Raw genomic sequence first — 15,449 nt, forward strand, 5'->3', positions numbered from 1 at the left:
CTCAGGGCTTCCACTTGGTGTGTTCCTGCCGCCACTGGCTCAGCTCGATCACTTCGGCCCGGGGCTTGGCGACGTCCGCCACCGGCGGCGCCTCGTCGAACGGCGCCGGGTAGGGTGCCAGTTCGATCTGTGCGCTGTGCGCGCCGAACTGAGTGATGGTGCCGTTGTGGCGGGTCTCGCCCGTCACGGTGAATTCGAAGCCGTAGACCCGGGCCAGCCGCCGGCGGCCGCTGGCGTCCTTGATGAAGCCGATCCGCTTCAGCGCGACATTGCCGTCGAGCAGCTCGACGCCGACGTTCACGCAATGCTGCTTGACCCGTTCCAGCGCGCGCTCCCGCAAGCCGTGGTTGTGCCAGAGCCATGCGCCGGCGGCGGCGAACAGCATCAGCACGAATATGTTTTCCAGGGTCAGCATCAACGGGAAACTCCAAAAGAGGGCATCAGCTTAACTGCGTCGCCGGTCTGTCGTACAGGCTGCGTTTCGTCGCATACTGCGCGGCTTGAATTTCAATCGTTTTACGGAAAATCCCGAATGAAACGTACGCCTCATCTGCTCGCCATCCAGTCCCATGTGGTGTTCGGCCACGCCGGCAACAGCGCTGCGGTTTTTCCGATGCAGCGGGTCGGGGTGAATGTCTGGCCGCTCAACACCGTGCAGTTTTCCAACCACACCCAGTATGGCCAGTGGGCCGGCGAAGTGCTGCAGCCGCAGCGGATTCCGGAGCTGGTCGAAGGCATCGCCGCCATCGGCGAGCTGGGCAACTGCGATGCGGTGCTGTCGGGCTACCTGGGCAGCGCCGCCCAGGGCCGGGCGATTCTCGAAGGGGTGGCGCGGATCAAGTCGGTCAATCCCAAGGCCCTTTACCTGTGTGATCCGGTGATGGGGCATCCGGAGAAGGGTTGCAGCGTGCCGGCGGAGGTCAGCGACTTTCTGCTGGAAGAGGCGGCGGCGGTGGCCGACATCATGTGCCCGAACCAGCTGGAGCTGGACAGCTTCGCCGGACGCAAGCCGCAGTCGTTGTTCGACTGCCTGGCCATGGCCCGCGCGTTGCTCGCCCGCGGTCCCAAGGCTGTGCTGGTCAAGCACCTGGACTATCCGGGCAAGCCGGCCGAAGGGTTCGAGATGTTGCTGGTGACGGCCGAGGGCAGCTGGCATCTGCGCCGTCCTCTGCTGGCGTTCCCGCGGCAGCCGGTGGGCGTGGGCGACCTGACGTCCGGGCTGTTCCTGGCGCGGGTGCTGCTGGGCGACAGCCTGCTGGCGGCGTTCGAGTTCACCGCGGCGGCGGTGCATGAGGTGCTGCTGGAGACCCAGGCCTGCGCCAGCTACGAATTGCAGCTGGTGCGGGCCCAGGACCGGATCGCCCATCCGCGGGTGAAATTCGAGGCGACCCCGATCAGCCTGTGACCCACGCAAACTGTGGGAGCCTGCCTGCTGGCGATGGCGTCAGCAGGGACACCGCCTGACAGCGGCGGTGCGACGTGCCCGCGAAGGCTGTCGATGAAGCGGCTCCAGGCCGAAGGGCTCACGCGTCGCCCTTGATCTCCTGATAGCGCTTCTCCAGCTCCTGACGAATCTGCCGGCGCTGCTGGGCCTGCATGAAACGGCGCTTCTCCTCGCTGTTCTGCGGCTGCAGCGGCGGCACCGGCGCAGGCTTGCGCTGGTCATCCACCGCGACCATGGTGAAGAAGCAACTGTTGGTGTGGCGCACCGAGCGCTCGCGGATGTTCTCGGTCACGACTTTGATGCCGACTTCCATCGAGGTGTTGCCGGTGTAGTTGACCGACGCCAGGAAGGTCACCAGTTCGCCGACGTGGATCGGCTCGCGGAAAATCACCTGGTCCACCGACAAGGTCACCACGTACCGGCCGGCGTAACGGCTGGCGCAGGCGTAGGCCACTTCGTCGAGGTATTTGAGCAGGGTGCCGCCATGGACATTGCCAGAGAAGTTGGCCATGTCGGGTGTCATCAGTACCGTCATCGACAGCTGGGCGTTTCCGGGTTCCATAACGTTCTCACGGGTCAAGGCAGGATTGCTGGAAGAAGCGCCTCTGCGGGCGCCTGGTCGTTTTTCAAACCACCGTTATCGGGACGCCGGGCAACTGGCCGCCGTCACGCCCGATCGATCTGTTTCCATATATTGCACCGCCTTCCGGCCGGAAGTCGCGGTGTTACCCTGCCAAAGCCACTTCCCAAGGGCGATTCCCACACCAAAAGCGGATTTTCATTCAGCTTGCCCAGCCTGTTTCCCAGGCCAGCGGCCAGCCTTGCCATTCAAGGAGCCCACGCCATGCATGCCATCAGTTTCATTCAGGACCTGGCAGTGATCATGTTGGTCGCGGGCGTGGTGACCGTGCTGTTCCACCGCTTCAAGCAGCCGGTGGTGCTCGGCTACATCGTCGCCGGGTTCATCATCGGCCCGCACACGCCGCCGTTCGGCCTGATCCACGACGAAGACACCATCAAGACCCTCGCCGAACTGGGGGTGATCTTCCTGATGTTCTGCCTGGGCCTGGAGTTCAGCCTGCGCAAGCTGTTCAAGGTCGGCGCCACGGCGTTCATCGCGGCCTTCCTCGAAATCGTGCTGATGATCTGGATCGGCTACGAAATCGGCCGCTGGTTCGACTGGAACACCATGGATTCGCTGTTCCTCGGCGCGATCCTGGCCATTTCCTCGACCACCATCATCGTCAAGGCACTCAATGACCTGAAGATGAAGAACGAGCGTTTCGCCCAGCTGATCTTCGGTGTGCTGATCGTCGAGGACATCCTGGGCATCGGCATCATCGCCTTGCTGTCGAGCATCGCCGTCAGCGGCACGGTGAGCTCCGGCGAAGTGTTCTCCACGGTCGGCAAGCTGTCGCTGTTCATGATCGTCGCCTTGGTCATCGGCATCCTGCTGGTGCCGCGCCTGCTGGCCTACGTGGCGAAATTCGAAAGCAACGAGATGCTGCTGATCACCGTGCTGGGCCTGTGCTTCGGCTTCTGCCTGCTGGTGGTCAAGCTGGAATACAGCATGGTGCTGGGCGCCTTCCTGATCGGCGCGATCATGGCCGAGTCGCGGCAGCTGCTGAAGATCGAGCGCCTGATCGAGCCGGTCCGCGACCTGTTCAGCGCCATTTTCTTTGTCGCCATCGGCCTGATGCTCGACCCGATGATCCTGCTGCAGTACGCCTGGCCGATCGCGGTCATCACCGTGGCGGTGGTGTTGGGCAAGATGCTGTCCTGCGGCCTCGGTGCCTTTATCGCCGGCAACGACGGACGCACCTCGCTGCGGGTCGGGATGGGGCTTTCGCAGATCGGCGAGTTTTCCTTCATCATCGCGGCGCTGGGCATGACGCTGCAGGTCACCAGCCATTTCCTCTATCCGGTGGCCGTGGCGGTCTCGGTCATCACCACGTTGCTGACGCCGTACCTGATCCGCGCCGCCGATCCGCTGTCGATCAAGCTGTCCGCCGCCATGCCGCAGCGCCTGGGGCGGGTGTTCGGCCTCTACGGCGAATGGCTGCGCAGCATCCAGCCCCGTGGCGAAGGGGCTTTGCTGGCGTCGATGATCCGGCGGATCCTGCTGCAGGTCGGGGTGAATCTGGCGCTGGTGATCGCGATTTTCCTGGCCGGCGCCTTTTTCGCCGGGCGCATTTCGGTGTGGCTGCAGGACTGGATCGCCGATCCGGGCTGGCAGAAGGCATTGATCTGGGGGGCGGCGCTGCTGCTGTCGTTGCCGTTCCTGATCGCGGCTTACCGCAAGCTCAAGGCGCTGTCGATGCTGTTGGCGGAGATGGGCGTCAAGCCGGAAATGGCCGGACGCCATACGCAGCGGGTGCGGCGGGTGATCGCCGAAGTGATTCCGCTTCTTTCGCTGCTGGTGATTTTCCTGCTGTTGGCAGCCTTGTCGGCCAGTATCTTGCCGACCAACAAGTTGCTGGTGCTGGTCGCCGTGGTGGCGGCCGCCGTGGCGGCGCTGCTCTGGCGCTGGTTCATCCGGGTGCACACACGGATGCAGGTGGCCTTGCTGGAGACCCTCGACAACCACAAGGAGCCGTCGGGGCACTGAAGGCCGCCCTGGGCGACGGGGCGGATCAGCTTTCCAGCCAGACGTCCCGTGCCCAGTGCCAGACCGACTCCCAGGACTCTTCGGTGACCAGTTCCTCTTCGCCCGACCACAGCACCACGGTGCCGTCCTCTTCGACGCAGTAGTAATCATCGCCGTCCTGACAGATCGGGATCAGGTCGCGCGGCACGCCGGCATCCCAGGCGTTCGCGGCCACTTCGGGCAGGTAGGTGTGGGACTGCGGGTCGGTGACGGTCACCGGCTCCAGGCTGCCGTACACCACGTCGCTGACGGTCAGCAGGAACTCCTTGAAGACGAACGGGATGTTGATGAAGAGCTGTTCTTCGATCTCAACCAGTTGGTCTTCGTCAGGCAGTTCCAGGGGAACCGGCACGGGCTCGTTGGCTTCGCGCAGTTGTTCGATGATTTCTTCCACGTCCGGGATCCTCTTGCTTGTATGGCGCGGTTTGCATGGGGCGGTTTATACAGTAGCTCGCTATGGATGCAACCGCGAAATAGAAAACCCCGGCCATGGCCGGGGTTTTCGGTACTGCAGGCCTGACGCGCCTGGGATCAGCCGTTCTGGCGGATGCCGGCCACCAGCCATGGCTGGTTTTCGCCCTGCGGACGTTCCATGTTCCAGCTTTCGCTGAACACTTCGCCCTGGTCGAAACGCGAGGTCTTCGACACGCCGCTGAAGGTCAGGGTGGCGATGGTCTTGTCTGCACGGTCATCCACGCCGTCCAGTTGCACCTGGAGGTTGTCGATGTAGGTGGACTGGAAGCCGTCGCCCAGGTCCGCGCGCTCGCGCTTGAGGAACTCGAGCATCTGCGGGGTCACGAACTCGGCGATCTTGTCCATTTCGTTGGCGTCCCAATGCTGCTGCAGGGCCTGGAAGTGGCTGCGGGCGGCTTCGAGGAAACGCTGTTCGTTGAACCAGGCCGGTGCGTTGATCACCGGACGGGCGGCAGGGGCTGCCGACCCGCCGAAGATCGAGCCCATGGCGGCCGGCTTCTGCTCGAACGCTTCACGCTGCATCGGCGCATGGCCGGCCGGCGCGAACTGGTCCTGCTGCTTGCGGCGACGGGCGGCGATGAAGCGGAAGATCACGAACGCGATGAGGGCCATGATCAGGATGTCGAAGAACTGCATGCCCTGGAAGCCGTCGCCCATGAACATGGAGGCGAGCAGGCCGCCGGCGGCGATGCCGGCCAGCGGGCCGAGCCAGCGCGAGGCACCGCCGGCCTTGGCGGCCGCGCCTGCGGCACCGGCAGCACCGGCGGTCGCCGCAGCGCCGCCCATGCCCGGGGAAGAAGGAGCCATCTGGCTGGTCTGGTGCGTCGGCGCGGCGCCGGAGCTTTTGCCACCACCGAAGCGCTTGGCTGCGTTGACATCGAGGCTCATCGTCAGGCCGATGCACAACGCCATGGCGATGCTGAGGAAACGTTTCATAAAGGGTATTCCCGTTTGTGGAGAGCACGCGCGCCATGTTGCACAGCTGAAGTGTTACTGGCTAGCGGCAGAGTGTTTCGGGCTTTTGCCTGACAGGCTAGGTTCAGCTCGGTCGAGGCAATAGGCCCATGTACATTTGTCTGTAGGAAAAATAGGAAGGTTCAGCGGGTTTCTATTCAGCGGCGCAAGGCCAACAAGACGACGCCCGCGGTGATCAGGCCGATCCCGCCCCATTGGCGCAGGTCGAGCTTCTCGCCGAGCAGGAGCGCGCCGAGCACCGCCACCAGCACCACGCTGAGCTTGTCCACCGGGGCGACCAGCGAGGCCGGGCCGACCTTCAGGGCGCGGAAGTAGCACAGCCACGACGCGCCGGTGCCCAACCCGGACAGCAGCAGGAACAGGTAGCTCTTGGCGGAGATCGATCCCAACGACTGATATTGGCCCGTCGCGTACAAAATCAAGGCCAGGCTGACCAGCACCACGAAGGTGCGCAGCAGGGTGGCGAAGTCGGAATTGACGTTCTCGATGCCGACCTTGGCGAAAATCGCGGTCAGCGCGGCGAACAAGGCCGAGAGCAGGGCCCAGAAGGTCCACGAGGAGAAGAAGCCTGAGCCCATGAATCGCTCCCTGTCGGATCAAGGTTCACACACGCCGGTGCGGGAGCGAGCCGGCTCGCGATTGAAACGCCGCGGTTCGACTGACGAACCGCATTGAAGCCATCGCGAGCAGGCTCGCTCCCACACAAAGGCGGATTCAGTTTCAGATCGCTTCCAGCTTCGCGTAGCCCAGCATCAGCCACTTGCTGCCTTCGCTGAAGTTGACCTGCACCCGCGCCTGGGCGCCGGCGCCTTCGAAGTTGAGGATCACGCCGTCGCCGAAGATCGAATGGCGCACGGCCTGGCCGAGGCTCAGGCCGGTCTCCGGGATCGCGCTGCCGCTGAACAGATTGCTGCCGCTCATCGACTGGTTGCCGCCGAACGGACGGCTGACGCTGTTCGACAGGCGCACTTCCTGGATCAGGCCCTTGGGCACTTCCCGCACGAAACGCGACACCTTGTTGTAGGTCTCGCTGCCGTACAGGCGTCGGGTCTCGGCATAGGTCATCACCAGGTTCTGCATGGCGCGGGTGATGCCGACATAGGCCAGACGCCGTTCCTCTTCGAGACGTCCCGGTTCCTCCAGGCTCATTTTGTGCGGGAACAGGCCTTCTTCCATGCCCACCAGGAACACGTAAGGGAATTCCAGGCCCTTGGCGCTGTGCAGGGTCATCAGCTGAATGCTGTCTTCGTGCTCGTCGGCCTGGGTGTCGCCGGCCTCCAGCGACGCGTGGCCGAGGAACGCCGCCAGCGGCGTCAGGTCCTCGTCCTCGTCGGTGTTCTCGAAGTTGCGCGCGGCGCTGACCAGTTCCTCAAGGTTTTCCACCCGGGCCTGGCCTTTCTCGCCTTTTTCCGCCTCGTGGTAGGCGATCAGGCCGGACTGCTCGATGACGGTCTGGGTCATCAGGTGTAGCGGCATGTCGATGCACTTGGCGGCGAGGTTCTCGATCAGTTCGATGAACGCGCCCAGGGCGCTTGCCGCGCGGCCGGTCAGGCCTTTGTTGGCGACCAGCTGGCGCATTGCTTCCCACATCGACACATCGCTGTGGCGCGCGTGCTCGCGGATCGCCTCGACGGTCTTCTCGCCGATGCCCCGGGCCGGGACGTTGATCACCCGTTCCAGCGCGGCGTCGTTGCCGCGGCCTTCCAGCAGGCGCAGGTAGGCCATGGCGTTCTTGATTTCGGCCCGTTCGAAGAAGCGCTGGCCGCCATAGATGCGGTACGGGATGCGTTCGCGCAGCAGGGCTTCTTCCAGCACGCGGGATTGGGCGTTGGAGCGGTAGAGAATCGCGATGTCGCTGCGGGACAGGCCGGTCTTCAGGGCGCTTTCGATGGTTTCGACCACGTAGCGCGCTTCGTCGTGTTCGTTGAACGCGGCGTACAGGCTGATCGCTTCGCCGTCGCCGCCGTCGGTCCACAGCTCTTTGCCCAGACGCCCGGTGTTGTTGGCGATCAGGGCGTTGGCAGCCTTGAGGATGCCGGCGGTGGAGCGGTAGTTCTGCTCCAGGCGGATGGTTTCGGCGTCCGGGAAGTCGGCGGAATACTGATGGATGTTCTCGATCTTCGCCCCGCGCCAGCCGTAGATCGACTGGTCGTCGTCGCCCACCACCATCAGGCTGTCGCCGCCCTTGGCCAACAGGCGCAACCAGGCGTACTGCACGGCGTTGGTGTCCTGGAACTCGTCCACCAGGATGTGCCGGAAACGTTTCTGGTAATGGGCCAGCAGGCCCGGATGGTCGCGCCACAGATCCAGGGCGCGCAGCAGCAGTTCCGAGAAGTCGATGACCCCGGCGCGCAGGCACGCGGCCTCGTAGGCTTCATAGATGCCGCGCATGGTGGCCAGGAACAGGTCGCCGCCGGCCTGGATGTGCTGCGGGCGCAGGCCTTCGTCTTTCTGCCCGTTGATGAACCATTGGGCCTGGCGGGCCGGCCAGCGTTGCTCGTCCAGCCCCAGCTCGCGGATCACCCGCTTGACCAGCCGCTGCTGGTCGTCGCTGTCGAGGATCTGGAAGGTCTGGCTCAGCCCGGCCTCCTGCCAGTGCGCCCGCAGCAGGCGGTGCGCCAGGCCGTGGAAGGTGCCGACCCACATGCCGGCCGGGTTGATGCCCAGCAGCTGTTCGATGCGGTGGCGCATCTCGGCGGCGGCCTTGTTGGTGAAGGTCACCGACAGGATGGAGTGGGGCGAGGCGTTTTCGACCTGGATCAACCAGGCGATACGGTGCACCAGCACTCGGGTTTTGCCGGAGCCGGCACCGGCCAGGACCAATTGACGGCCAACGGGGGCCGCTACGGCCTGGCGTTGGGCATCGTTGAGGGAGTTCAGCAGAAGGGAGAGATCATCGCGCATCGGGGCATTCTAGGGTGCGCCGCAGGCCCGGGCAAACCAAGCGTTGCATGAACCGATGAAAGCGCTGCCGATGACGACCGGCCAGTCACCGGCCGCATGCGTTGGCCCGCTTGGTTCCGGGGCTTTCGCGGGGCAGCCGGCGGGGCGAAGTTTCGGCGAAATTATGATCTGGAGCAGTTTGGCAAGTGAATCGGCTTGTGTATGCTCCGTCCACGTTTCGGGCCCATGCTCACCTTATAAGAACAAGAACGTTGCCTATGACCCTCAGCCCCGACCTGTCGGGCCCCCTCGTGGAGCCCCGGGCTATCCGCAAGCACTACGCCATGCAGATGGCGGTCGAGCGCACGCGCCTGCTGTATCAGGGCTCACTGTTGCCCACGCTGTTCATGCTGATCAACGGTCTGGTCTGCGCCGGCCTGCTCTGGAGCCCGCAGCGCTACTTCGTGGTCAGCGTCTGGCTGGTGTGGCTGCTGTCGCTGGTCGCCTTGCGGGTGATTCAGGTCGCCGCCTTCGATTCGGCGATCCCCGACCGACAAGCCCAGCCCGTCTGGCGCCGGATGTTCCTGCTCGGCTCGACCATGACCGGACTGACCCTGGCCGGTGCGGGCATCGCTCTGGTGCCGGCGGACAACTTCATGCAGCAGGCCTGGGTGTTCGGCCTGATCGGCGCCGCAACGCTGTCCGCCAGTGTTGCCTACGCCGTGAGCATTCCAGCGTTTCTGTCCTTTACCTTGCCGTGCCTGCTGCCGGCCATCGGCTACCTGTTCTGGGGCGGCGATGAGCAGGCCCGCGGCTGGGGCTGGCTGGGGCTGATCCTGCTCGGTTCGCTGAGCGTGGTGGCCTGGCAGGTCAACCGCCTGATCGACCGCGGCCTGCTGCGGCGTTTCCAGAACCAGCACCTGATCGAACACCTGCAGCAGGCGCAGGCGCGCAGCGAGCAGCTCAACCAGGAGCTGGCGAAGGAAATCGAGCAGCGCCGCTGCGCCGAGGGCCGTTTGCGCGAGGCCCAGGTCGAGCTGGAAGACCGGGTCGCCCAGCGCAGCCGTGAGCTGGACGCCGCCAACCAGGCCCTGAGCAAAAGCGAGGCGCGCCTGGCGCTGGCGCTCAAGGCCAGCGAGCTGGGCCTGTGGGACTGGAACCTGCAGACCGACGAAGTCCATCACACGCAAATCCAGGAACTGTTCGGCATCGACCCTGAGTACGTCACCGGGCTGCTCAGGCATCTGCGTCCGCGCCTGCACCCCGAAGACGTGCCGCCGCTCAAGCGGGCGCTGATCGAGCACCTCAAGGGCCGCACCGAGGACTATCAGATCGAGTACCGCGTGCGCCACGGCGACGGTCACTGGGTCTGGATCGAAGACCGCGGCCGCGCCGTGGAACGCAGCGACAGCGGGCAGGTCACCCGCATGGTCGGCACCCGGCGCGACATCAGCGTCAGCAAAAGCCAGGAAGCGCAACGGCAACTGGCGGCGACAGTGTTCGAGGCGGCCAGCGAGGGCATCGTGATCCTCGATCCGAACTACTCGCTGATCGCCATCAACCAGGCGTTCAGCCGCGTCACCGGTTACGACATCGAAGACATGCTCGGGCGCAACGTCGTCGAACTGCCGTGCAGCCGCGATGCACGCCGGCACTACGTCGCCATCCGCCATGCGCTGGAGCAGCACGGCACCTGGCAGGGCGAACTGGTGGAAACCCGCAAGAACGGCGAGCTGTACCCGCAGTGGCTGCAACTGAACGCTGTACGCGATGATCGGGGAAACGTCAGTCATATCGTGGGCTTCTTCGCCGATCTGTCGGCTCGACGCGAGTCCGAGGAGCGCATGCGCTTCCTGACCCATTACGACGAACTCACCGGCCTGGCCAACCGCTCGCTGTTCCGCGAGCGCCTGCATGAGGCCCATCAGCGCGTGCGTCAGGGCGGGCGCCGCAGCCTGGCGCTGCTGCACATCAACCTGGATCGGTTCAAGCTGCTCAACGACAGCCTGGGCCATGAAGTCGCCGACCAGTTGCTGCAACGGATGGCCCGGCGGCTCGTCAGCGCGCTGCCGGAGGCGGACACCATCGCGCGGTTGTCCGGCGACGAGTTCGCGGTGCTGTTCGATGCCTACGGCAACCTGTCGAGCCTGGCGCGGGTCGCCACGCGCCTGCTGGCCAAGCTGCGCTTGCCGCTGACCGTGGAAGGGCACGAACTGGTGGTCAGCGCCTCCATGGGCATCAGCCTGCTGCCGGACAGCGCCCGGGAGATCGCCGCGCTGGTCAGCCAATCGAACATGGCCATGCAGCACGCCAAGCACCTGGGCGGCAACAACTTCCAGTTCTACACCGACAGCCTGCAAGCCAGCACCCTTGAGCGCCTGCAGCTGGAAAACCAGTTGCGCAAGGCGATCGAAGACAAGCAACTGCACGTGTTCTACCAACCGAAGCTGTGCCTGGCCACCGGCCGCCTGAACGCCGCCGAAGCACTGGTGCGCTGGGATCATCCGACCCTGGGCCGGGTGCCGCCGGGGGACTTCATCGGGCTCGCCGAGGAGACCGGGCTGATCGGCCCCATCGGCGAATTCGTCCTGCGCCACGCCTGCCAGCAAGCCTGCGAGTGGCAGCGCCAGGGGCTGGAGCCGATCCGGGTGTCGGTGAACCTGTCGGTGCATCAGCTGCGCCAGGGCAAGCTGGCCAGCCTGGTGCGCCAGGTGCTGGAGGAAACCGGCCTGGCCCCGCACTACCTGGAGCTGGAACTGACCGAAAGCCAGTTGCTCGACAGCGTCGAGCACATCATCGCCACGTTCCAGCAGCTGCGCGATCTGGGGGTGAAGCTGGCCATCGATGACTTCGGCACCGGCTATTCCTCCCTCAGCTACCTCAAGCGGATCCCGGTGGATTACGTGAAGATCGACCAAGCGTTCATTCGTGGCCTGGGCGAGGGCAGCGAGGACGCGGCGATCACCCGGGCGATCATCGCCATGGCCCACGGACTGACGCTGAAGGTGGTGGCCGAAGGCGTCGAGCGGCCCGAGCAACTGGCGTTCCTGAAGGCCGAGGGGTGCGACGAAGTGCAGGGCTATCTGATCAGTCGTCCGGTGGAGGCCGACGCCCTGGCCGACCTGCTGCGCGGGCAGGAAAACCTGCGCTGAAGGGCTACATGCGGCGGATGCCGCCTGATACGGGGATATCGAGTGATGCATTGAGCAGGCAAAAAGCCAATTCATGTAGTATAACTACAAGCTTGCTACATGCCTTGCGACTGCCCATGGCAAGCGCCTGACCACAACAAGAGTCCAGCCCTTGAATCTGCTGCAACATATCGCCCAGTCACGTCACCTGTTACGCAAGTCGGAGCTCAAGGTCGCCGACCACGTGCTGCTTGACCCGGCGGCGGTGATGCACAGTTCCATGGCCGACCTGGCCCACAGCGTCGGCATCAGCGAACCGACCATCGTGCGCTTCTGCCGGGCCATCGGCTGTTCCGGTTTCCAGGACCTCAAGCTCAAGCTGGCGCAGAGCCTGGCGGCGGGCGCCAGCTTCGGTCAATTCGCCATCCATGAAGACGATTCGGTCGCCGACTACAGCCTGAAGATCTTCGACACCACCCTGCACACGCTGATGGAGGTGCGCGAGAAGCTCGACCCTCAGGAGCTGCAGCGGGCGGTGACCCTGATGTCCCAGGCCCAACGCGTCGAGTTCTATGGCTTCGGCGCATCCGGCGCGGTGGCGGCGGATGCGCAGCACAAGTTCTTCCGGCTGCTGCTGACGGCGGCGGCGTACTCCGACCCTCACATGCAGGCGATGTCCGCCGTGACGCTGAAGCCGACCGACGTGGCGATCTGCATTTCCCAGTCCGGCCGCTCCAAGGATCTGCTGATCACCGCCAACCTCGTGCGTGAAAGCGGCGCTTCGCTGATCACCCTGTGCCCGAGCCAGACGCCGTTGGCCGAGCTGTCCACCGTCAACCTGGCGATCGACGTGCATGAAGACACCGAGATCTACACGCCGCTGACTTCGCGCATCGCCCACCTGGTGGTGATCGACGTGCTGGCGATGGGTGTGGCAATGGCCCGCGGCCCGAGCCTGGTCAACCACCTCAAGAGCGTCAAGCGCAGCCTGCGCAGCCTGCGGCTGTCGCCCAAGGCCGTGAAACCCCTGGACGACTGACGCTGCAGGATCCTGGGGCGAGGGAGCCGGCGCCCTCGCCACATTCATCCGCCTGTAACCTCCGCGCCGCCAAACCGTCATCCCCCGGGCCTATCGTGAAACTCCCGTACTCGCCTTGGGAGACTCGAAATGGCTCAGCCCTACGAAGAACGCAACAGCGCTGCGAAAACCCGCCGTCAACAGGAAGACCAGCGCCGCATGGAGTTTCGCCGCGCCATCGAAGACCGCTTCGAGTTGCGCCAGCTTCAGGCCGAAATCAGCGGCGTGCCCTCGGATTTCGAGTTCAACTACTGGCAGGCGGCACCGTCGGCTTCCCGGCGAAGCGCTCAACCAGCGCGCTGATCTGCGCACGTTCGCTGCGGATGAACGCCAGAAAGGCGTGAGCCACCGGTGACAGGCGCTTGGCCTTGGCCTGCACCAGGCACCAACTGCGCAGCAGCGGCAGTTCTTCGACCGGCAACTCCACCAGGCCGCCGGTCGCCAGCTCCAGGTTCAGGGCGTGGCGCGTCAGCAGCGCCAGGCCCAGGCCGGCCAACACGCACTCGCGCTGGGCTTCGGCCGAGGCCACTTCCTGGGTCTGGGTGAAATGCACGCGCTTCTCCTTGAAATATTCCTCGCAGGCCAGCCGCGTGCCGGAGCCGGGCTCGCGGATCAGCAGGGTATAAGGCTCAAGGTCCTGCAGGCGCAGCGGCCCCATGTGCGACAGCGGATGATCCGGCGGCGCCACCGCCACGATCGGGTTGTTGAGGAACGGCAGGAATTCCAGGCCCATGTCCTGGGGCACCATGGACATGATCACCAGGTCGTCGCGGTTGTCGGAAAGGCGGCGGATGACCTGGCCCCGGTTGACCACCGTCAGTTGCAGGTTCACTTCCGGGTGCTGGCGCTTGAAGGCGGCGAACAGGTGCGGCACGAAGTACTTGGCGCTGGACTCCACCGCCAGTTTCAGCTGGCCCTGCAACGATCCCTGCATGTCCGAGAGCTGCATGTCGAGGTTTTCCAGGCGGCCGAAGATGTCCCGGCTGGCCCGTTGCAGCGCTTCGGCGGCCTCGGTCATGTAGAGTTTCTTGCCTACATAGTCGAACAGCGGCTGGCCGATCAGCTCTTCGAGCTGACGGATCTGTAGGCTGACGGCCGGTTGCGTGAGGGACATTTCGTCGGCGGCGCGGCTGTAGGAGCGCAAGTCACACACTTCGTTGAAGATCTGCAATTGACGCAATGTCATACGCATCAAGGACTTACGCATTTTCTACCGGCTCTGGCGACGACTGGGTGCAATGACTATAAGTCTTTACTTATGCCTGTCCCAATTTTTATTCATTTTTGTTAATCCCTTGCCGGCGCTAGTGTGAAGCGGCGACCAGATTGAAACATTTGGTCACGCGTCGACCTGGGTCTAGCAGGTCGTGGTTACCACCGGCTTAAGGGAACCTCCAAGTGATAACAAAGATCCTGATCGCCAACCGTGGTGAGATCGCCGTACGAATCGTGCGTGCCTGCGCCGAGATGGGCATCCGCTCGGTAGCGATTTTTTCCGACGCCGACCGGCATGCCTTGCATGTGAAGCGTGCGGACGAGGCCCACAGCATCGGTGCCGAGCCGCTGGCCGGTTACCTCAACCCGCGCAAGCTGGTGAACCTGGCGGTGGAGACCGGCTGCGATGCGCTGCACCCCGGTTACGGTTTCCTGTCGGAAAACGCCGAACTGGCGGAGATCTGCGCCGAACGCGGGATCAAATTCATCGGCCCGTCGGCGGAAGTGATCCGCCGCATGGGCGACAAGACCGAAGCGCGCCGCAGCATGATCAAGGCCGGCGTGCCGGTCACGCCGGGCACCGAAGGCAACGTGTCGGGGCTCGAAGAGGCCCTGAGCGAAGGCGACCGCATCGGTTACCCGGTGATGCTCAAGGCCACCTCCGGCGGTGGCGGCCGGGGCATCCGCCGCTGCAACAGCCGCGAAGAGCTTGAGCAGAACTTCCCCCGCGTGATCTCCGAGGCCACCAAGGCGTTCGGCTCGGCGGAAGTGTTCCTGGAAAAGTGCATCGTCAACCCGAAGCACATCGAGGCGCAGATCCTCGGTGACAGTTTCGGCAACGTGGTGCACCTGTTCGAGCGTGACTGCTCGATCCAGCGCCGCAACCAGAAGCTGATCGAGATCGCCCCAAGCCCCCAGCTGACCCCGGAGCAGCGCGCCTACATCGGCGACCTGTCGGTGCGCGCCGCCAAGGCTGTGGGCTACGAGAACGCCGGCACCGTGGAGTTCCTCCTCGCCGACGGCGAGGTGTACTTCATGGAGATGAACACCCGGGTGCAGGTGGAACACACCATCACCGAGGAAATCACCGGGATCGATATCGTCCGCGAACAGATCCGCATCGCCTCCGGCCTGCCGCTGTCGGTGAAACAGGAAGACATCCAGCACCGCGGTTTCGCGCTGCAGTTCCGGATCAACGCCGAAGACCCGAAAAACAACTTCCTGCCGAGCTTCGGCAAGATCACCCGCTACTACGCCCCCGGCGGCCCGGGTGTGCGCACCGACACGGCGATCTACACCGGCTACACCATTCCGCCGTTCTACGACTCGATGTGCCTGAAGCTGGTGGTCTGGGCGCTGACCTGGGAAGAGGCCATGGACCGCGGCCTGCGCGCCCTCGACGACATGCGCCTGCAAGGGGTCAAGACCACTGCGGCGTACTATCAGGAAATCCTGCGCAACCCGGAATTCCGCAGCGGCCAGTTCAACACCAGCTTCGTCGAAAGCCATCCGGAACTGACCAACTACTCGATCAAGCGCAAACCCGAAGAGCTGGCCCTGGCCATCGCCGCCGCCATCGCCGCCCACGCAGGCCTGTGAGGA

13 protein-coding genes are annotated in these 15,449 nt (G+C 64.5%); 6 read left to right on the top strand and 7 right to left on the bottom strand.

Going from position 1 to position 15,449, the window contains the following annotated elements; all coding sequences use genetic code 11:
• Position 1: 1 nt before the first annotated feature.
• Positions 2-415 carry a DUF3301 domain-containing protein gene (locus CAG41_RS00915; RefSeq protein ID WP_085630450.1) on the bottom strand — a complete coding sequence of 138 codons (414 nt, stop codon included), beginning with the start codon at positions 413-415 and terminating at the stop codon, positions 2-4.
• Positions 416-532: 117 nt separating this feature from the next.
• Here CAG41_RS00915 and pdxY point away from each other — a divergent pair, with 117 nt between their 5' ends.
• Positions 533-1,405: a pyridoxal kinase PdxY gene (gene pdxY / locus CAG41_RS00920; RefSeq protein ID WP_085579166.1), complete on the top strand. Its 873-nt coding sequence runs from the start codon at positions 533-535 to the stop codon at positions 1,403-1,405.
• Between the two features lie 118 nt (positions 1,406-1,523).
• Here the strand turns inward: pdxY and CAG41_RS00925 are convergent, their stop codons facing one another.
• Complete coding sequence (locus CAG41_RS00925; RefSeq protein ID WP_085579164.1) at positions 1,524-2,006, bottom strand: acyl-CoA thioesterase; 483 nt, start codon at positions 2,004-2,006, stop codon at positions 1,524-1,526.
• Positions 2,007-2,288: 282 nt separating this feature from the next.
• Here CAG41_RS00925 and CAG41_RS00930 point away from each other — a divergent pair, with 282 nt between their 5' ends.
• Positions 2,289-4,052 (top strand): cation:proton antiporter, encoded by a 1,764-nt coding sequence (locus CAG41_RS00930; protein WP_085579162.1) that lies wholly within the window; start codon positions 2,289-2,291, stop codon positions 4,050-4,052.
• A gap of 25 nt (positions 4,053-4,077) precedes the next feature.
• Here CAG41_RS00930 and CAG41_RS00935 read toward each other — a convergent pair whose 3' ends face one another.
• The 4 genes from CAG41_RS00935 to uvrD all read right to left on the bottom strand — a co-directional run bounded on the left by CAG41_RS00935 (position 4,078) and on the right by uvrD (position 8,444).
• The gene (locus tag CAG41_RS00935) at positions 4,078-4,485 is read right to left on the bottom strand and encodes an SMI1/KNR4 family protein (RefSeq protein WP_085579160.1); all 408 of its coding nucleotides are present in this window, start codon (positions 4,483-4,485) and stop codon (positions 4,078-4,080) included.
• 137 nt (positions 4,486-4,622) lie between these two features.
• Positions 4,623-5,501 carry a Tim44 domain-containing protein gene (locus CAG41_RS00940; RefSeq protein ID WP_085579158.1) on the bottom strand — a complete coding sequence of 293 codons (879 nt, stop codon included), beginning with the start codon at positions 5,499-5,501 and terminating at the stop codon, positions 4,623-4,625.
• 176 nt (positions 5,502-5,677) lie between these two features.
• On the bottom strand, positions 5,678-6,118 hold the full coding sequence (locus CAG41_RS00945; protein ID WP_085579156.1) for an EamA family transporter: 441 nt from the start codon (positions 6,116-6,118) through the stop codon (positions 5,678-5,680).
• 142 nt (positions 6,119-6,260) lie between these two features.
• A complete protein-coding gene (gene uvrD / locus CAG41_RS00950) occupies positions 6,261-8,444 on the bottom strand; it encodes a DNA helicase II (protein ID WP_085630291.1) in 2,184 nt (727 codons plus the stop codon).
• 257 nt (positions 8,445-8,701) lie between these two features.
• Between uvrD and CAG41_RS00955 the strand changes: the two genes are divergently transcribed.
• From CAG41_RS00955 to CAG41_RS00965, 3 genes are all read left to right on the top strand, one after another.
• Positions 8,702-11,575 carry a GGDEF domain-containing phosphodiesterase gene (locus CAG41_RS00955; protein WP_085579151.1) on the top strand — a complete coding sequence of 958 codons (2,874 nt, stop codon included), beginning with the start codon at positions 8,702-8,704 and terminating at the stop codon, positions 11,573-11,575.
• Between the two features lie 151 nt (positions 11,576-11,726).
• Entirely contained in the window at positions 11,727-12,593 is an 867-nt protein-coding gene (gene hexR / locus CAG41_RS00960) for a transcriptional regulator HexR (RefSeq protein WP_085579149.1), read from the top strand.
• 129 nt (positions 12,594-12,722) lie between these two features.
• Positions 12,723-12,935, top strand: a complete 213-nt coding sequence (locus CAG41_RS00965) for a PA3496 family putative envelope integrity protein (RefSeq protein ID WP_085638639.1) — start codon at positions 12,723-12,725, stop codon at positions 12,933-12,935.
• Here the strand turns inward: CAG41_RS00965 and CAG41_RS00970 are convergent.
• The gene (locus CAG41_RS00970) at positions 12,877-13,839 is read right to left on the bottom strand and encodes a LysR family transcriptional regulator (RefSeq protein ID WP_085579145.1); all 963 of its coding nucleotides are present in this window, start codon (positions 13,837-13,839) and stop codon (positions 12,877-12,879) included. The two genes, CAG41_RS00965 and CAG41_RS00970, sit on opposite strands and share 59 nt — an antisense overlap.
• Positions 13,840-14,030: 191 nt before the next feature.
• On the opposite strand from CAG41_RS00970, the gene CAG41_RS00975 reads away from it, so the two are divergent.
• Positions 14,031-15,446 (top strand): acetyl-CoA carboxylase biotin carboxylase subunit, encoded by a 1,416-nt coding sequence (locus tag CAG41_RS00975; protein WP_085579143.1) that lies wholly within the window; start codon positions 14,031-14,033, stop codon positions 15,444-15,446.
• Positions 15,447-15,449 lie beyond the last annotated feature (3 nt).

It is taken from the genome of Pseudomonas sp. B35(2017) (genome assembly GCF_002113645.1).
Classification (GTDB): domain Bacteria; phylum Pseudomonadota; class Gammaproteobacteria; order Pseudomonadales; family Pseudomonadaceae; genus Aquipseudomonas; species Aquipseudomonas ekonensis.